This is a genomic window from Mesobacillus jeotgali (assembly GCF_002874535.1).
GTDB classification, from domain to species: domain Bacteria; phylum Bacillota; class Bacilli; order Bacillales; family Cytobacillaceae; genus Mesobacillus; species Mesobacillus jeotgali.
Map to the genome: position 1 here is coordinate 3,608,321 of NZ_CP025025.1, position 17,077 is coordinate 3,625,397.

Genomic DNA, 17,077 nt, shown 5'->3' on the forward strand with positions numbered 1-17,077 from the left:
TGTTATGTAATCCATTTGGCGTCTCTCATTACATTCCCGTTCTCTGGCCTGTTAAAACGACAAAACGGTATATTGTCAGTGAGCACGTTCATGTATTTCCAGCTTTTCTTTATATCTTTGGAATAACCAGATAACAGCTACGACCCAGAGGCCGCTGGCAAGAAATCCTCCAATGATATCACTCGGATAATGGACGCCTAAATAGACCCTGCTCAATCCAATCGCTATAATCATAAAGGTGCTGAGGAGGATGACAGCGTTTCTCCCCATGTGGGTTGGGACATGGCGCCAGAGCAGGAAGGCAAGGATGCTGTAAAAAGAAAAAGCATTCATCGCATGTCCGCTTGGAAAACTGTACCCACCAATTTCGATGAGCCGATGAAAATCCGGGCGTGCGCGATGAAAATACAGCTTCAGTAATCTGTTCAGAATCGGAGTAATATAAACTACAGACAGGAAAACTAGGATTTCCAGCCTGTGTTTTAACACGTAAAAAAGAAATAGGAAAATTAGAATTGACAGAATTACAATAAACCTTAATGATCCAATATATGTAAAGAACTTCATGGCCGCAGTCAGTCCTTCCACTTCGAGCCCCTGCACCCAATCTATGATAACCCGGTCGAACGCAACAAGATATTCTGCCTGTACCATGTAAGACATGAGGATAAAACCGAATAACGAACCAAAAAAGGCAATTAAAAGCTGGAGATTAAACTTCACGAATTGTTCCCTCCACTTATGTTTTAAATCACCCTTACTATTCCCAGATCAGTCATTTTAAAAAACCATTGCACGATTACCTCATTAGCAAGTTATTAAAGATAACAAACACAAAAAGGAATGAACTCAATCATTCCTTTTTAAAATAACCGCCGGCCTCCCGACTGGATAATATTCAATTCGTCCGCATTCCTGAAGAGCTGCTTCATCTAAACAGTTCCTGCCGTCAAAGATGATTCGCTGCTTCATGACATCCAATAGTGCTGAGAAATCTAGCTGTCTGAACTCTTCCCACTCAGTGACAATAAACAAGGCATCTGCATCTTTTGCCGTTTCCAATGCTGAGTCCACGTAGGTGATGATCTCACCGATGACCTTTCTTGCATTGCCGGATGCAACTGGGTCGTAGGCTGTAACCTCAGCACCTGCTTCAGTTAAGGCTCGTGCAATTTTTATCGACGGTGCTTCCCTCATGTCATCCGTTTCTGGCTTGAAGGAAAGGCCAAGCATGGCGATTTTCTTCCCCTTCAATTCTCCAAGTCGTTTCAGCGCCTTACCTACAAGCAGCTCTTGCTGATGATTATTGATGGCAATCGTCTCTTCTAATAAGGAAAAAGGAATCCCTTGCTCCTTTGATGTATGCAACAGCGCTTTTACATCCTTCGGAAAACAAGAGCCTCCGTATCCTATTCCAGCCTTTAAAAAGGCTGATCCAATCCTCTTGTCGTAGCCCATCCCATTCGCAACATCTTCCACGTCTGCTCCTACGGCTTCACAAAGATTGGCGATTCCATTGATAAAACTGATTTTCGTTGCCAATAAAGCATTGGAGGCATATTTGATCATTTCGGCGCTTCTAACATCCGTCAATAAAAACGGAACGTTCAGCGGCCGATACATTTCCTGGATTTTTTCAGAAGCACCTGAATCTTCAGAGCCTATGATAATCCGGTCCGCTTTCAAGGTATCCTGAATGGCTGATCCTTGCCGCAGAAACTCTGGGTTGGAGACTATCTTAATCTCAACCTTATTTTTCTGCTGCCCTAGTAACAGCTGCTTCAAATATTCATTCGTGCCCACGGGGACCGTGCTTTTAACCACGACAATTGAATCTCGGTTGATATGTTCACCGAGGTCCTTTGCGGCCTGCTTAAGAAAGCTCAAATCTGCCTGCCCATCATCACACTGGGGTGTACCGACGGCAATGATGATGATTTCCGCTTCGCTTAATCCTTGCTGATGAGAGGTAGTGAAAGCCAATCTGCCTTCAGAGGAGTTTTTAATAAGAAGTTCTTCAAGTCCTGGTTCATAGATCGGGGACTTTCCTTCTTTGAGGGTATTTATTTTCCTTTCATCAATGTCTATACAAATCACATTGTGGCCGATTTCCGCCAGGCAGATTCCTGTGGATAGTCCGACATATCCTGTTCCAAGTACAGCAACCTTCATGTCAGTCACTCTCTCTCTTCAGGCCAGTCATGTTGTACACATCCATTAAATACTCAATGACATCCTCCCGGGTATCTTCCCTTTGCAGTGCAAAATCAACCGTTGCCTTGATGAAACCGATTTTATCCCCGATATCATATCGCTTACCCTCGAAGTGATATGCCAAGACTGCCTGCCGCTTATTAAGCTCATTGATTGCATCGGTCAGCTGGATTTCTCCTCCACGACCTGCTGGCAGCTTTGAGAGTACATCGAAAATTTCCGGCCTTAGAACATAACGGCCCATAATCGCATAGTTTGAAGGCGCCTCATCTTTTGAAGGTTTTTCTACCAGCGAATCGATATAAAAGAGGTTCGGCTCCAGGTTCCCCCCCTTTGGCTTGATGATCCCATATTTGCTGACATCGGTATCAGGAACACTTTGTATGGCTACAACCGAGCTATTGCAGTATTCAAATACATTGATGATTTGCTTCAAGCATGGGGTTTCCGACATCACAATGTCATCGCCAAGCAAAACAGCGAACGGCTCATTGCCGATGAAGCTTCGGGCGCAAAGAATGGCGTGTCCCAGGCCCAGCGCTTCCTTTTGCCTGACATAATAGATATTTGCCAGGCTTGATATATTTTGAACCTCTTCTAAAATATCAAGCTTACTCTTTTTTAATAACGCATCCTCCAGTTCATAGGATTTATCAAAATGATCCTCTATCGATCGTTTTCCCCTGCCGATGATGATAATGATCTCCTCAATCCCTGAGGCTACTGCTTCCTCTACGATATATTGGATTGTCGGCTTATCAACGATCGGCAGCATTTCCTTAGGCTGTGCTTTTGTTGCCGGTAAGAATCGTGTCCCGAGCCCGGCTGCCGGGATAATCGCTTTGCGGATTTTCATATGCTGCCTCCCTTTTGAATTCCATAGTCTTTTATATTCAAAGGACCAAGCTCACGACACGTTAAAGGCCTACCAATTCAAAAATAGACTATGCACCGATGAAAGATAATAGATTCCTGCCTAAAAATAAAGAATTCCTCACCACCGGAAAAGAGTCATCTATGCAGAGGTAAATATACTTTTCTTAAAAAATGAGGGAGCAATTTAGGAAGGACTTTCCTCCTCCGATTCAACAGTGCTGTGACCATCGCTTTTCTTTCTTCCCTGGTAACCATCCAATCATCAGGAATAGTTGAGACGATTTCTTCTATTAAAAAAATCGGTATGGCCTGAATCAGGTCAAGCGGCTCTGCGAAGGCATCCTCATTCTCGATATGTGTTGCCATCATTTGTTGTGCAGCACTTTTCCTCAATCCAGTTGGCAAATTTTCAAGGCTGGAAATCTCCCAACTATACGATCCGAGAATCTCGGCATGGTCAATGATCCATAAATGATAGATTTCATTTGCCACTTCTTGCAAAAGAATATTTTTTCTTGTCCTCCCTCTGTTGCATAGCCAATAATCGAAAAGTATGATGCCCGCAAGCGTTTCTGAATTAACAATTCCGCTAACATTCGCTACATGATGGCCATCAAGACAATTCGGCACATACAAAGAGGCAAATTGATGTCGAGTAGGGATAAACTGAGCAAGCTCAGGAATTTTCCGGGTAAATTCTTCGGGTATTTCAACTAGGCAGGCAAATGGCACTGGCAGACCCAGGTATCTAGCAAGACAATAGGAAACCCATTCATTTGGCAAAGTTTTTTCAAATCCAGCCTGAAGGAACTTCACCACATAGTCTCTGCCATCATCAAAAGCAATCAGGTGCGCATTAGATTTTCCTTCGAGTTTCCGACGATAAGCTACGGGTTTTATCATGACTGGTCCCCTCTTAATTGATCTCCGTAAATAATTTCATATAATAGATCGAGATATTGATCAGCTACAACTTCAATGGCAAAATGCTGCTTTACATGCTGGATGGCCGCCCTGGATATTTGCTGCTGTAACCCAGGAGCGTCAATGATGGAATAAAGCTTTTTTACGGCATCATCAACCTTTTGGCCGTAATATAACATCCCAGTCTTCTCCTGAAGAACCAGCTCAGTGACTGGCATCATGTTAGGAGCAACTACTGGAATACCGCAAGCCATAGATTCGATATAAGTAATGCCAAAGGATTCGGACTTTGTCGTTGCCAGCGTGCAACCCCCTGATTTACGTATTTTTGCATAGACGTTTGGCATTTGGTGATAAGGAATGACAGGATGCCATTTTACGATGTCCGATAGGCTCTCCTCCTGCCATTTAGCCGCGAACTCTGCACGCTGGAGACTTTGCGCACCGCCAATTACCCAAAATTCAATATCATTCCGCTCTTTTTTGATTCTTTTTGCTATCTTCAGAAGCATTTGCCAGTTTTTCCGATTGTCCAAATGACCGATCCAGCCAATAATTTTTTTATCTGTCGCCAAAATAGGTTCACTGGAGTAGTCGATCTCTCTTTCCAGCAGGGGACGGAAAAAAGATAAATCCACACCGTTATATATGACCTCAACCTGTTTGCTTTCAAATAAAATGGAGACAACACGTTTCTGGTAATTGGATGGGACTATGATGCTTTTAGGTTTTATTGTCTTGAGGGATTTTAAATGGGGCTGGAGCTTAATAATTTCCGGAGTATGGGCTTCTATTATTACTGGCCCGGCAAATCCTGATTTGCGTATCCACGTATAGGCATCTTTCGTATCGATGACGATGATTGCATCATAATTATTCGACTGTATAATACCTATAATTTCATTTTCATCTTTAGTTAAATATACACGAGCGACATCTTCCATGATGTGAAGCCCGCCAAGATCGGTCGTATATAGAAACTCGGTGTCAATACCATGTTTTTTTAAGTAAATCGAACGATTCCGCCATCCAGCATTTACACCGCCAACTGAAAGCAGATGGCAGATTACTAGTACTTTCATATTGGTTTCTCCTCACTATAAATTCGTCACGTTGATTTCTTTCATCCATTTTTTCAAATACTTCGTATCCATGATGTTCCTCCTTGATATCATTAAGTTCCACTTCTTATTAATAAATTCGAGGTTGGCCAAAAATGTAAGGGCATGAATCTAGTGAATGGAAAATGTGTGCTGGTAGAGGTATGGGCGGCGATGTATGATGGACAATAATTGCCCTTTTTGTTTCATTTCTTTCCGTCATAGCCTTGATGACGGACAATGATTGAACTTTTCCCCTCCATTTCTGTCCGTCATGACATAGCGCTTTTTTTCTTAGTCGTGTAACGGTAAAATAGACATGAAAGGAAGTGGACAGATGGCAAACTCAGTTGCAGGCACTAGTCAGTCGCATTTGACTCAATATATCCCGCCTAAAGGCATGTACGAAGAATTTGAAGATGAAGCTCATTATCTCGAGAAGGTTAAAGAATGGGGTTTGAGCACGAAGAAGGATTTTTGGTACAAAGACAGATATCAGCATTGTCTTGTGACGATAAAGGGGTATGAAATCTTTGGTGAAACAGCTGAATTCAATACTCTTGTAATTGAATTTCCGGATGGGAACTTAACTTGTATCCACCCTGCGTACCTGAAGGAGATGCAGTCTTCCAGCTTTGGGAAGGAAATCATCCCGCAAGCTTCCGTTGATGAAGGTGCAGCTGCAGATGTGAAGAAAGAGAAGCCTAAAGCAACGGCTCCTGCGGCACCAGAAGCAAATGCAGAAAAACCTGCAAAAAAGGAAAAAGTGAAAAAAGAAAAGGCTCCTAAATTAGTGCTGCCAGAGGAAAAGGTTCATTTTACCGCGACAGTGAAGCAGTTTGCACTAAGCTGGAACCATTTCAATGAGGATAATGACGAAGTAGTCGTGTTCGAGAATGTCCGGATTGAACTGGAGGAACCAATCGAGGTTGGACTTGCATGGGGCTCACACAGCAAAACGCTGAAAAAGCACGAACTGGAGCCGGGACAGCAGCTTGAATTCGACGGCAAAATCGTCAAAAAGAGTCTTCCAAAAGGTAAGGACGTCGAAGATGAATCAATGCTTCTCGATGTATCAGTAGCTTATAAAATCAATAACCCTTCAAAAATAGCGAAAAAATAAAGATGGACTGGCCTCAAATGCCAGTCCATTCCTTTACTTTGAGAAAGTTTGGATAAATTGAATTAGTGCCGGGCCTAACAAAACGATAAACAAGCTTGGGAAGATAAAAAGAACAAGGGGAAACAACATTTTCACCGGTGCCTTCATAGCTTCTTCCTCTGCGCGCTGCCTCCGCCGTTCCCGAACCTCATTGGACTGGACACGAAGTACCTGCACCATGCCGATCCCCAGCTTTTCAGCCTGCAGGATGCTGCTGATGAAAGCTCGCACTTCCTCGACTTCGATCCGGTTTTTGATTCCTGTAAGTGCTTCTCTTCTCGTTCGGCCAAGCCTCAGCTCTTCTAGACTCCGGTGGAACTCAGCGGAAAGCACGCCATCCTTTTTGGATACGACCTTGCTGACTGCGGAATCAAATCCAAGTCCCGCTTCAAGACTGACCGTCAGTAGATCAAGGATGTCTGGCAGTTCTTTTAACGCGCTTTTATTCCTTGCCTTTCTCTTAATGCTTAAATAATAGTGCGGAAGAAATGTACCCGCTGCCAGGCCAATAAGGAGGAACAGGACTATGCCTGCATAACCTGCCTGGAGGATGGCTCCATATCCGCCTGCCAAAAGCGGGAGCAGCAGCACGAGGGAGATTTGCAGCAGCCTGAAGTCAACAGGTGTCATCCCAAAAGGACTACCGGCAAGCTGTAGCTTCGTCTCGATTTTTGCTTCCTTTTCGCCTGGCATCCTCCGTTTAAAGCTTCTTTTAAAATCATTCATCAATGGCTTTCCGATTCGCTCATATAAGGAAGCATTGCTGGCCTTTTCAGTGACATCCGGATTTTCTTCCTTAACGCCGCCGACGAAGGTAGACATACGCTTTTTCAGATGGGTGGCCTTCTCAGCCCTCATCAAATAAAGTCCATAAATGGCAAAAGAAATCGTTAAGAAAAAAGTAAAGTATAGCATCCTACACCTCTACTGCCGTAATTTTGCGGATCAGTACAAATCCAATGATGCCGGAGAAAATTCCGGCGATCGTCAAAGCAATTCCTACTGGGTGCCGGAAAAGAGTTCCGATATACTCAGGTTCAATTAAGTACAGGACGAAAGCCAGAATGATCGGTAACAAACCAATAACGATTCCTGATAACCTCCCTTGAGCTGTCAGTGAAGATATCTGCCTGTGAATTTTAGTCCGCTCCCGGATCGTCTGCACAATTTTATCAAGCACGGTAGCAAGATTGCCCCCTACCTGACGCTGAATCAAGATTGCCTGGATCATCAAATCCAAATCCTCGCTTGGCATTCTTTCTTTCAGCTCATTCAAGGAATCCTCAAGACTAGCTCCGTATTGCATCTCCTTGATGACGCTGTCCATTTCTTCCTTTATCGGTGAACCCGCTTCCTCTATCACCGTTTTCAAAGCCTGCTGGAAGCTAAATCCGGCCCTCAAGGATCCGACAATTGTGGAAATCATATCTGGAAGGCCGTCGTTGAATTTGACGATTCGCTCCTTGATTTTCTTCTTCACATACCAGCGAGGCAGCATGAATCCCATTAAAAAACCGACTGCCATTAGAAGAATGTTTCCGGAAACAAGTAGTAAGAGAAATCCTGTAATTCCAGCTGCCAGCCACCTGAATAAAATATATTCCTCTGGCTTCAGCGGAAGGCCGGACCGTCTTAGCATCGTCTCCAGCTTTGAATTCTTCTCCTTGGTCAGCATGTTCTTCCTGACCTTTTGCTTTGTCATTTGGTAGTAAACCATCAAATCATATTGCTTCCGGTCAAGCTTCGTCCCGGAGCTCGCCAGGTATTTTTCAATACGCTTCTCCAGACGCTTGTCCGAGAGAAATATCCTCTGAAAAATTGAGTAAAACAATAAAAATACAGTCATCATGAAGAGTGCGGAAAGGCCATAGATCATTCTCCCCACTCCTCACCTTCGATAAAGACATTCGCAGGAATATGGATCCCTGAGGTTTCGAGGCGCTCATAAAACTTGGGACGGACACCGGTAGGGATAAGCCGGCCGATGATTTTTCCATCCTCATTCACACCTTGCTGTTTATACGTAAAAATATCCTGAAGGACGATTACATCGCCTTCCATTCCCTGCACCTCGGTAATGCTGGTTATTTTTCTGGAACCATCCTTCAAGCGGGATTGCTGAATAATGACGTCAAGCGCTCCTGCGATTTGTTCGCGGATCGCTTTTACAGGGAGTTCGACACCTGCAAGCAGCACCATTGTTTCAAGACGGGCAATCATATCCCTTGCACTGTTGGAGTGCCCCGTGGCTAGTGAGCCATCATGTCCCGTATTCATCGCCTGAAGCATATCCAGAGCTTCGGCGCCACGGACCTCACCAATAACGACCCGGTCAGGCCTCATACGAAGCGAGTTCCTGACAAGGTCCCTTATGGTGATAGAACCCTTCCCTTCGATATTGGGCGGCCTTGATTCCAGTGATACAACATGGTCCTGCCCAAGCTGGAGCTCAGCTGCATCCTCAATCGTGATAATCCTCTCATCATGAGGAATGAAGTTGGACAATACATTTAGCGTGGTCGTTTTTCCGGAGCCCGTTCCACCGGAGACAAATATATTCAGCCTTGCTTTTACACATGCCTCTAGAAAGATTGCCATTTCATTGCTAAGAGTTCCGAAGTTGACCAAATCTTCAATCTGAAAAGGGTCCTTCGAGAATTTCCTGATTGTGACTGTCGGCCCATTCAATGCAAGCGGAGGGATGATCGCGTTGACACGTGAACCATCTGGAAGCCGGGCATCGACCATCGGGGAGCTTTCATCGATTCTCCTGCCAAGAGGAGCAACGATTTTTTCGATGATGCTCATGACATGCTCTTCATCCCTGAACATAATCGAGGTCAGCTCAATCTTCCCTTTTCGTTCACAATAGACCTGAGCCGGTCCATTCACCATAACCTCACTTACATCCTCATCAATCAAGAGCGGATTGATCGGCCCAAACCCCGTTAAATCATTTCTCAGTTCATCGACGACCCTTTTTCGGTCGATGCTGCCCCTGAATTGTTCATCCTCTTTCATGATTTCAATTGCCATTGCATCCAGCTGAGGAATGATATCCTCTACTGGCGCATCTTTATATTCCTGGATTATTTTCTTATGTATCAGGTTTTTAAGCTCCTGATGCTTATCCTGCTTCCTCTTGACTTCAGGACTGACGACCTCTTTCTTGTTTGGTTCCCTGAACACAGACCGGATGTCTAACTTCTGCTGTGGAGCGGGCTGGACAACAAATTCGTCGTGCTGGCTGTCCGCTCCTTCTGCTTGCTGTGTCCTTTCCTGTATGCGGTTCAGAAGGCTCATTGTGCTGTTCCTCCCTTCATGCGTTTTTTGCCAATTAATTTGGATAGGAAAGAAGGTTTTGCTGGTTCCTTGAACATGGTAATCTCACGCCTGCTTGTGATTCGTTCGGCCATTTTAAAAATAGCTTTGGCTACATCCGTCTTGCCCTGGTTGATGACAAACGGAATCCCGATGTTAAGAGATTGAGAGCAAACCTGAAAGTCATTCGGGATGTATACAGGATCTTCATAACCCAAAATACGCGCGGCATCCTCTGCCTGTATTACACTTTCCATATTCGCCCGGTTAACAACAAGTGTCACTTTATTGCGCAGTTCCAGGATATCGAAGGTCTCAAGCATCAGTTTCGTATTCTTCAATGCCGTCATTTCAAGATTGGCCATGACCATGATCTGATCCGCCTTTTCAGCGATATGGACTGTGTGATCATTAAGGCCAACCGATGTATCGACGACCACATAATCATAATTCAACAGCATCAGGTCGAGAACTTTATCAACTGATTCCTTTGTAACAAGGTCTGCATACTCAGGCCGGTCCGGTGCCGCCATGACCTTCACGCCGCTTTCATGCCTGGACATATAGCCAGCCAGGCTATGCTCATCAAGAGTGCTGATTCCTTCAATTACTTCCTTAATGGTAAAAGAAGACTTCAAGTCCATGGCAAGACCGATATCACCAAATTGAAAATCCCCATCCAATATCGCTACAGTAATATTTTTCTTCACCAAAGCTCCAGCCAGATTGACCGTCAGGACCGTGCGACCAATCCCGCCTTTTGCACTGCAAACGGCAATAAGCTCGCCACGTTTCATCTTAGCCGGCTTCTTTTCATGTATTTGCAGTTCATCCGTATTTTCCATGATTGGTCACCCTCCATCTTCTTCAATCTTGGTCGCTGTCGCCCGCTGCTTCTTTTTCCGTTATGACTGGCCGCTTATGCAGCATGAAATGGATATTCCCTTGTTCTGCAGAATTGACAAGCTTAACAGCATCCTCAGGTGTGAGTTCTACCGTTACCGAGGAATACTCGGCATATGGTTCTTGAGTATCCTCTGGCAGAACCATTTTTCGCCCTACTGCCAGTACCCTTGCCTTCTGCAAAATGATTCTGGTTTCGATTTTCGCCTCTGGCCCATCAACCTTTTTTGTAAAAATAATATCAACTTCGTCTTCTGGTTCTATTAAGTTTGAAACTGACTGATTGAAATTTGAACCAACAGAAACTGCCCTGTATCCATCCTGGACTTTCCTGGAGACATAGATATGTTCAGTAACCTGTGACCCAAGTCGGTGGGACAGCACTGCCTCACCCTGTTCGATATCTGCATTGGCAAGCTTGCCAACTGCATCTTCCTGATTTTTTATCGCATTGGCATGCAGGGCCTTCTCAGGTACCATCATTACCCCAAGCTTCTGTGCGGTGATTTGTTCATTTTTCAAGATTTTCTCTTTGGCGACGACAATTTCAACCAGATTGCTGTTCATTGCCTTTTCAGCTTTTACTTGATTCATATATTGAAAGAATAAAAATGTCGTTACTATACCCATTACTAATGCGAGGACCAAAACAAGCTTTGACCGCATCTTTGATCACCTACTCCGTTATTCGAATGCTGTATGCGCCCTTAAAGGCGGCTGCTTCACCTTCAAAACCCGTTCCTGCACGTTTGATGAAAATTCCCTTGATTGAAGTGTCTTTGCTGTCCATAGGGTCAGTGATATAGAAATAAGCGAAACCAGTAATTTTCACTTCTTTTACCTGGTTAACATCCGTGCTGTATGGTTTATAGACAGGGACAAGCAGAATCCTAGAACAGTTCCTTGAATTAATATCCCTTGGGAGTTCTGGACACGAATTCACTTTTTCCTTGACCACTTCCCTGGTTTTACCGGCAATATTACCTGTTTGTGTGATGACGATATCCCCTACCGAAAGCTCATTTTGATACCCATGGCGCAGGTTCTCCTCATACGGCCGGGCCCCTGTATCGCCCAGGGCCAGGACTCCGAAATTCCCATATTCTACTCCACCAGTATCCACCTTTAACTGATACTCTTTATTGAACTCTAGTGGGATACTGTCATCAATCCCAAGCGGTGCTGCTCCTTCTGCCCGTCCCATCGTCCTTAACTCGGCAGCAGAATGTGCTTTGACATCGACAGTTTCAAATCCAAGTAGTTTTGAGAATGCCAGATCAACTTTTTTGGACAAGTCGATGCCGACCTTCTTCTCCATCTCTATTGATATATTGTCGACAGAAGAGCCATCCTTATGGGCTGCTACGATGCTTCGTACCACCTCTTCAACCTTCACTTCATTGTTTGTCAGCTCCTGTGCCCCAGAAAGGACAGCAGCGTTAGCCGTTTTCTGCAGCTCCGCCTTCGTCATATAAACCATCCCGCCGTCGATTGCAAGGCCGGCAATACTAAGGATGACAAACATCGAAAGAGCTGCCAAAAGGATGGTGTTCCCTGATTCTTCCGATAACCATCTTTTTGCCATTTAGTCCTCCTCACTCAACTCTAATCGTTGACTCCGCCTTTATCGTCAAGGATGAAGAAAACAGGCTGGATATAAACGGAGTGAAAAATTGATAAGGATATTCCAACTTCACAGTTAAATAGTCACCAGCCACACGTCCCGCATCTCCTGGAGAGATAGAGATGGCCAGTTTATCAATCTCATTCAGCTGAACATAATCCCTGGCAAAAGCAGTGACTTCGGAGTCACTTTTACCGAGACCTCCCAATCTGACAGTTTCCTGGGCCGCCATATGAAGATGGGCATAAGAATACATTATCCTGCCAAAATCCAAAATACCTACCAACAGCAATAAAAGAACCGGCAGTACGAGGGCAGTCTCAACGAGTGATTGCCCTCTCTCATCACGCCTCATAACACTCCCCCTCCATTCGGAAACACGATGGCAGCCACAGCTCCAATCGCAATGGCCACCCCATATGGATAGGTGGTGGTCAGGGATTCCTTATCCAGTCCAAGCGGAACTTTCATGCCGCTGCGCAGTCCGCCCAGGAACATACCAATCTGCTTTAACCTGTTTAAGGCACCCTTTCTGAAAAACAGAATTAATAACGCCAGAATTCCACCCGCAAGCGCCATATAAACTGCAGCCGTCAATACAAATACGGCTCCCTTCAAGCCGCCGATCACCGCAAGCAGCTTCACATCTCCAGCACCCATTCCCCCGAGCAAATAAGGGACCAGTAATATAGAGAAACCAACTGCCGTGCCAAAAAGCGTAAAGCCAAGGCCCGAAATTCCATCAGTGACTGAATTCAAAACGAGACCCGCCAGTAAAAACGGCAATAAAACTTTGTTATATATCTTCCGTTCTCTCAAATCGGTGATCACACAAATGACTATTAATGCTAACAATAAAAAATCAACTAACATTCATCTACCTCATTTCAGTGAGGAGTTTTAAAAAAGCCCCACGTTTTTCAACGCGAGGCTGTTTCGGTCTGTACCTCTAACTGGTAAAAATACTGTTTTAACAAGTTCCAATCGCATAGAAGATTAAAAAATGATGACAATTTATAGTTATTGTTAATCCAGCAGTATAAATTCGTAATTAAGGAGTATTATTGCCTGTTTCCGCACCGGTAACTGCATTAACTACATTAGTGAACATTTCTACGATTTCACCGCGTAGAGTTACAAGCGCACCAACAACCGCTACCGCAATAACTCCAAGTACCAAACCGTACTCAGTCATACCTTGTCCTTGTTCTTCTGTGAATAATGCTTTCATTTTTGCTTTCATGTTTTAAAACCCCTTTTCATTTTATTAGTTTGATAGAATGACCGACTTTCGTTCCGGTATTCCGGATCGTGCCTTCTGGAAGCTCGAACACAGAATACGCACCTTTGCAGCGCTTTCCCATTTTCGCAGGCTCTAGTTGTTCGTCCGCGCCTACAATTTCAAAGTTCTCGCTGATGTAAAGAACATCGATGGAATAGTTCATAAAAAAGGTATGGATGGACCGGCAGGGCTGTATGTAGAGACCGTGACCTTCTGGCAAGCTGTCTGTCAGCATCAACCCTTTGAATCTGCTGAAGAAGGTATCTGCTATTTTTACATCCGCTGCCAATTCTTTGCCGTTCGATTGATTCACAAGTCTCATTTCGCTTTTCACCTCCAACTGTACAAAAATAACCCCGCCTTTACCGAAAGGGGGGTTAACTGAATACATAATTCATGTACTTCACCCTGATCTTTCGGTAGCTGGCTGGCTTAGCAATGAATTGCCGTAGCCCCTTTAGCTTTGCGTCGCTGGTTTTCACCAGGTTTGCCTTTATCGAGAAACAGTGTATATCCGACTGATCTCTTATCCACATCATAATTTGAAACACTCTTCAACAAAATCCATCAAAAATCCTGATTTTTCTAAAAATTCTACCAGGTCTTGTTGCTCAGGAAAAATAAACTACCTTACCGATATATAGTGCTTAAATCACTATTCAGGAGGTTAATCATTTTTACATGTTATTAACTAATGTGAACATAGCATTTTTTCTAGATAATTCGATACTCTCTACTCAACTCTTAATAGGTATAAATCTTTATTTTTTATGAATTTTTTCGGCTTGGATAGGCCATAAACCACGTAAATACTAAAAGTAGATACAGAATTCATAATAAATTTGCATTTTTTCCAAAAAAACGTCATGCTAAAAAGGGAAATGACAACAAAGTAATAGAGCGAGCAGGTGAAAAAAATGATTGAAATAAAAACTTCTGAAATTAGCGATGGAGAATTCAACAGAGGGGTCTTCGCAACTCGTGATATCGCAAAAGGCGAACTGATCCATGAGGCTCCCGTTCTTTCTTATCCGAACGACCAGCATGTCCACATCGAAAAGACGGCGCTAGCTGACTATGCCTTTGAATATGGCATTAACCATTCTGCAATCCTCCTTGGATATGGAATGTTATTCAACCACTCATATGAGCCTAACGCAACGTACGATATCAATTTCGACAATCACACATTTGATTTCTATGCCTATCGTGACATCAGCGCTGGGGAAGAGATTGTCATTAATTATAATGGGGAAGTGGATAATAACGATCCACTCTGGTTCAACAAAGAAGAGGAATAACAAGAAAACGGCTTCCCATCCCGGATAAACCATTCTGTTTTAGGGTGCATATCATTTAAATGACAATAAAAATGGCGTGTAAACTGACATCAGTTTTGACACGCCATTTTTCTAATTTAATGTATTTTCGTTCCAAAATATAATGGTTCTTATTCAACAAAGCACCCGTTTATTCCACACCATAAAAGAACGGACCCTAGTGAAGGAATCATCATGGGCTCATAAATAAGCGGAGAAACTTCCCTTATTTATAAAATGGCACGGAAAACAGCTTAAATAGACGGAAGATTTCCGCCTATTTACTTGAAAAACATAAAAAATTGGCATTCGCACTTGCTTAACCGGAAAACCTCCGCTTATTTACCCCTTACCGAGCTATACCATACAGTTTAACCGGATATTCTCCGCTTATTTCTAGGATTGTTTGTTACTCAATTAAGTTTAAGTCTTCCCTTGTTTTAGAAAAAATCAATCTTCAGCTAACTGCTCCGTTCGTTGAAGAAAAAAAAGTGAAATTCCATGTTCATCGTTATACTGGCTATACATGAATGTAATGTTGGTAGAATGCAAGCCTTAAATTGACTTCCGAACTGGCCATAAAAATTGACAGTGTAAATGACCGTCATTATTCTTGTACAACAAACATTGTCAATGGCATTTAAAATAATTTTGCAGGTGTTAATTTGTAATGAACTGGCTTATAAATGCTGGCACAATAGGAAAAATGGCGTGGTCAATTTCCACGCCATTTACTGTGCCATTTTCGCCATATGCACCTCAAAACGGAACGGTTTACATCCAGGAAGCCGCTTTTTTATGGTTCTCTGTCCTATGTCTCTAAACAATCCAGTTCAACAATCACCGTGGTCCCTTGGCCTTTTTCACTGACAATCTTCATTGTGCCATTATGCTCCTGGATGATTTTATTGCTGACGGTCAATCCAAGCCCGATTCCTTTATCTTTTGTGGTATAAAAAGGTGTTCCAAGGTATCGCAGCCGGTCCGATTCGATGCCTGCCCCCTCGTCGACAATGCTTACCAGTACTTTACCCGGTTCATTAATCTGAAGGTCGATATAGATATTTCCGCCTTCTGCCATCGATTCAATCGCATTTTTTAAGAAGTTCAGGAATACTTGCTTTAGCTGGTGCGAATTGCATGACAGCTCGCAATTTTTTTCTGGATAATTAGTGATGATTTGGACATTATGCATTAGCGCTTGCGGATGAATGATGTTAATTGTACTGTCCAGTATTGACTTCAGATCTTCTTTTACATACTGCACCGCCTGAGGCTTTGCCAGTGACATGAACTCATTGACAATCGTATCGATCCTGTCGAGTTCATTCATGATGATGGCAAGGTAATCCGCTTGCTTCTTCTTATCGAGGCATGTCTGCAATAACTTCGAGAATCCCTTCAAAGAAGTCAGCGGGTTGCGTATTTCATGGGCCACTCCTGCTGCCAGCTGGCCGGTGACAGAAAGCCTGTCAAGATTCCGGATGGTAGCATCCTGCTTGACCCGGTCCGTAATATTTCTGCCGACACTGACAAAGGACTCTATCTCTTTTTTCTCATTGTAGATCGGAGAAATATTATACTCGGTGTAAACCGAATTTTGATTGCAAGTCGTAAACTTCTTCCGTAAAATCTGCGGCTCGCCTGTTTCGATAATCTCAGCCAGTTTTTTATCAAGAATTGCATCTTCCTCAGCAGACAAAAATTCACTCAGGCTTCTGCCTACAATCTGTTCCGGCTTCAGACTGATTACTTTTTCATGTGAAGGTGAAGCGTACACAATCACCTTGTTCTTATTAATCACCTTGATCATGTCAGTCGTATTTTCCGTGATTAGTTCATACAATTCCCTGGTTCGATTTAGTTCACGCTCCATGCTCACTATTTTGGTGATATCACGGTATATCGCTATGATCGCTATGATTTTCCCGTGCTTATTTCGGAAAGGAGAATATGAGACTGCAATATCCAGCATTGACCCATCTTTATGGAATCGTTTCGTTATCATATTGGTAAATGCTTTTCCATTCTGGACTTCAGTAATGATTCCCGGGACGAAATCGGGATTTGAAAACTCATAAAAAGTTCTCCCAATCAAGTCTTCTTCTGTATAGCCGAAAATTTCCGTGTACTTATGGTTGATCCTTAAAAAACGATTCTCCATATCGACAATAGCAAATCCGTCAGCCGTGCAATCCAGAAATAAACTCAGCAGTTCATCAGGATTATAGATCGTTTCATCATCTGTCCCAAATATAGGGAAACTACTTCGCATAGAGATCTCTCCAAACTTTTTAACCTTATAGTTCTATTTTACAGAAGATTATGATATTAAAAAAGAAGTATTTGGTT

Annotated in this window: 18 protein-coding genes and 1 riboswitch; of the genes, 2 read left to right on the forward strand and 16 right to left on the reverse strand. The window is 43.4% G+C overall.

The window, feature by feature from the left end; translation table 11 throughout:
* Positions 1-75 precede the first annotated feature (75 nt).
* The 5 genes from CD004_RS18255 to CD004_RS18275 form a co-directional block, all read right to left on the reverse strand.
* Positions 76-723 carry a phosphatase PAP2 family protein gene (locus tag CD004_RS18255; protein WP_233434888.1) on the reverse strand — a complete coding sequence of 216 codons (648 nt, stop codon included), beginning with the start codon at positions 721-723 and terminating at the stop codon, positions 76-78.
* A gap of 126 nt (positions 724-849) precedes the next feature.
* Positions 850-2,172, reverse strand: coding sequence for a UDP-glucose dehydrogenase family protein (locus CD004_RS18260; RefSeq protein ID WP_102264046.1), 1,323 nt, complete (start codon positions 2,170-2,172; stop codon positions 850-852).
* 1 nt (position 2,173) lies between these two features.
* The gene (galU, locus tag CD004_RS18265; protein ID WP_102264047.1) at positions 2,174-3,070 is read right to left on the reverse strand and encodes a UTP--glucose-1-phosphate uridylyltransferase GalU; all 897 of its coding nucleotides are present in this window, start codon (positions 3,068-3,070) and stop codon (positions 2,174-2,176) included.
* Positions 3,071-3,225: 155 nt separating this feature from the next.
* Positions 3,226-3,993, reverse strand: coding sequence for a HipA family kinase (locus CD004_RS18270; protein ID WP_102264048.1), 768 nt, complete (start codon positions 3,991-3,993; stop codon positions 3,226-3,228).
* Positions 3,990-5,096: a glycosyltransferase family 4 protein gene (locus CD004_RS18275; protein WP_102264049.1), complete on the reverse strand. Its 1,107-nt coding sequence runs from the start codon at positions 5,094-5,096 to the stop codon at positions 3,990-3,992. Before CD004_RS18275 ends, CD004_RS18270 begins: the two co-directional genes overlap by 4 nt.
* Positions 5,097-5,451: 355 nt before the next feature.
* Here CD004_RS18275 and CD004_RS18280 point away from each other — a divergent pair, with 355 nt between their 5' ends.
* Positions 5,452-6,237 (forward strand): hypothetical protein, encoded by a 786-nt coding sequence (locus tag CD004_RS18280; protein WP_102264050.1) that lies wholly within the window; start codon positions 5,452-5,454, stop codon positions 6,235-6,237.
* 33 nt (positions 6,238-6,270) lie between these two features.
* Here the strand turns inward: CD004_RS18280 and CD004_RS18285 are convergent, their stop codons facing one another.
* From CD004_RS18285 to CD004_RS18330, 10 genes are all read right to left on the reverse strand, one after another.
* Positions 6,271-7,191 carry a type II secretion system F family protein gene (locus CD004_RS18285; RefSeq protein WP_102264051.1) on the reverse strand — a complete coding sequence of 307 codons (921 nt, stop codon included), beginning with the start codon at positions 7,189-7,191 and terminating at the stop codon, positions 6,271-6,273.
* A gap of 1 nt (position 7,192) precedes the next feature.
* The gene (locus CD004_RS18290) at positions 7,193-8,152 is read right to left on the reverse strand and encodes a type II secretion system F family protein (protein ID WP_102264052.1); all 960 of its coding nucleotides are present in this window, start codon (positions 8,150-8,152) and stop codon (positions 7,193-7,195) included.
* Positions 8,149-9,579 carry a TadA family conjugal transfer-associated ATPase gene (locus CD004_RS18295; RefSeq protein WP_102264053.1) on the reverse strand — a complete coding sequence of 477 codons (1,431 nt, stop codon included), beginning with the start codon at positions 9,577-9,579 and terminating at the stop codon, positions 8,149-8,151. The genes CD004_RS18290 and CD004_RS18295 overlap by 4 nt, the downstream gene beginning before the upstream one ends.
* Positions 9,576-10,442 carry a CpaE/TadZ family protein gene (locus CD004_RS18300; protein WP_180321256.1) on the reverse strand — a complete coding sequence of 289 codons (867 nt, stop codon included), beginning with the start codon at positions 10,440-10,442 and terminating at the stop codon, positions 9,576-9,578. Before CD004_RS18300 ends, CD004_RS18295 begins: the two co-directional genes overlap by 4 nt.
* Positions 10,443-10,464: 22 nt before the next feature.
* Positions 10,465-11,166, reverse strand: coding sequence for a Flp pilus assembly protein CpaB (cpaB, locus tag CD004_RS18305; protein WP_102264054.1), 702 nt, complete (start codon positions 11,164-11,166; stop codon positions 10,465-10,467).
* 10 nt (positions 11,167-11,176) lie between these two features.
* Entirely contained in the window at positions 11,177-12,085 is a 909-nt protein-coding gene (locus CD004_RS18310; RefSeq protein WP_102264055.1) for a pilus assembly protein TadG-related protein, read from the reverse strand.
* A gap of 10 nt (positions 12,086-12,095) precedes the next feature.
* Entirely contained in the window at positions 12,096-12,479 is a 384-nt protein-coding gene (locus tag CD004_RS18315) for a TadE/TadG family type IV pilus assembly protein (RefSeq protein WP_102264056.1), read from the reverse strand.
* On the reverse strand, positions 12,476-12,997 hold the full coding sequence (locus CD004_RS18320; RefSeq protein ID WP_102264057.1) for an A24 family peptidase: 522 nt from the start codon (positions 12,995-12,997) through the stop codon (positions 12,476-12,478). Before CD004_RS18320 ends, CD004_RS18315 begins: the two co-directional genes overlap by 4 nt.
* Before the next feature lie 178 nt (positions 12,998-13,175).
* Positions 13,176-13,367, reverse strand: coding sequence for a Flp family type IVb pilin (locus CD004_RS18325; protein ID WP_102264058.1), 192 nt, complete (start codon positions 13,365-13,367; stop codon positions 13,176-13,178).
* Between the two features lie 16 nt (positions 13,368-13,383).
* Positions 13,384-13,728 carry a DUF192 domain-containing protein gene (locus CD004_RS18330; RefSeq protein ID WP_102265162.1) on the reverse strand — a complete coding sequence of 115 codons (345 nt, stop codon included), beginning with the start codon at positions 13,726-13,728 and terminating at the stop codon, positions 13,384-13,386.
* 93 nt (positions 13,729-13,821) lie between these two features.
* Positions 13,822-13,908, reverse strand: a riboswitch (cyclic di-GMP riboswitch).
* A gap of 415 nt (positions 13,909-14,323) precedes the next feature.
* On the opposite strand from CD004_RS18330, the gene CD004_RS18335 reads away from it, so the two are divergent.
* Positions 14,324-14,707: an SET domain-containing protein gene (locus CD004_RS18335; RefSeq protein ID WP_158651592.1), complete on the forward strand. Its 384-nt coding sequence runs from the start codon at positions 14,324-14,326 to the stop codon at positions 14,705-14,707.
* 829 nt (positions 14,708-15,536) lie between these two features.
* On the opposite strand, the gene CD004_RS18340 is transcribed toward CD004_RS18335, so the two are convergent.
* Entirely contained in the window at positions 15,537-17,000 is a 1,464-nt protein-coding gene (locus CD004_RS18340; protein WP_102264060.1) for a PAS domain-containing sensor histidine kinase, read from the reverse strand.
* Between the last annotated feature and the right edge of the window lie 77 nt (positions 17,001-17,077).

What these genes read in the sequence shown, in the direction of transcription:
- CD004_RS18260 (WP_102264046.1), bottom strand. Translation starts at nt 2,172, where the DNA reads ATGAAGGTTGCTGTACTTGGAACAGGATATGTCGGACTATCCACAGGA.
- CD004_RS18330 (WP_102265162.1), bottom strand. Translation starts at nt 13,728, where the DNA reads ATGAGACTTGTGAATCAATCGAACGGCAAAGAATTGGCAGCGGATGTA.
- cpaB (WP_102264054.1), bottom strand. Translation starts at nt 11,166, where the DNA reads ATGCGGTCAAAGCTTGTTTTGGTCCTCGCATTAGTAATGGGTATAGTA.
- CD004_RS18300 (WP_180321256.1), bottom strand. Translation starts at nt 10,442, where the DNA reads ATGGAAAATACGGATGAACTGCAAATACATGAAAAGAAGCCGGCTAAG.
- CD004_RS18280 (WP_102264050.1), top strand. Translation starts at nt 5,452, where the DNA reads ATGGCAAACTCAGTTGCAGGCACTAGTCAGTCGCATTTGACTCAATAT.
- CD004_RS18270 (WP_102264048.1), bottom strand. Translation starts at nt 3,993, where the DNA reads ATGATAAAACCCGTAGCTTATCGTCGGAAACTCGAAGGAAAATCTAAT.
- CD004_RS18320 (WP_102264057.1), bottom strand. Translation starts at nt 12,997, where the DNA reads ATGTTAGTTGATTTTTTATTGTTAGCATTAATAGTCATTTGTGTGATC.
- CD004_RS18290 (WP_102264052.1), bottom strand. Translation starts at nt 8,152, where the DNA reads ATGATCTATGGCCTTTCCGCACTCTTCATGATGACTGTATTTTTATTG.
- CD004_RS18325 (WP_102264058.1), bottom strand. Translation starts at nt 13,367, where the DNA reads ATGAAAGCAAAAATGAAAGCATTATTCACAGAAGAACAAGGACAAGGT.
- CD004_RS18315 (WP_102264056.1), bottom strand. Translation starts at nt 12,479, where the DNA reads ATGAGGCGTGATGAGAGAGGGCAATCACTCGTTGAGACTGCCCTCGTA.
- galU (WP_102264047.1), bottom strand. Translation starts at nt 3,070, where the DNA reads ATGAAAATCCGCAAAGCGATTATCCCGGCAGCCGGGCTCGGGACACGA.
- CD004_RS18340 (WP_102264060.1), bottom strand. Translation starts at nt 17,000, where the DNA reads ATGCGAAGTAGTTTCCCTATATTTGGGACAGATGATGAAACGATCTAT.
- CD004_RS18275 (WP_102264049.1), bottom strand. Translation starts at nt 5,096, where the DNA reads ATGAAAGTACTAGTAATCTGCCATCTGCTTTCAGTTGGCGGTGTAAAT.
- CD004_RS18295 (WP_102264053.1), bottom strand. Translation starts at nt 9,579, where the DNA reads ATGAGCCTTCTGAACCGCATACAGGAAAGGACACAGCAAGCAGAAGGA.
- CD004_RS18335 (WP_158651592.1), top strand. Translation starts at nt 14,324, where the DNA reads ATGATTGAAATAAAAACTTCTGAAATTAGCGATGGAGAATTCAACAGA.
- CD004_RS18285 (WP_102264051.1), bottom strand. Translation starts at nt 7,191, where the DNA reads ATGCTATACTTTACTTTTTTCTTAACGATTTCTTTTGCCATTTATGGA.
- CD004_RS18310 (WP_102264055.1), bottom strand. Translation starts at nt 12,085, where the DNA reads ATGGCAAAAAGATGGTTATCGGAAGAATCAGGGAACACCATCCTTTTG.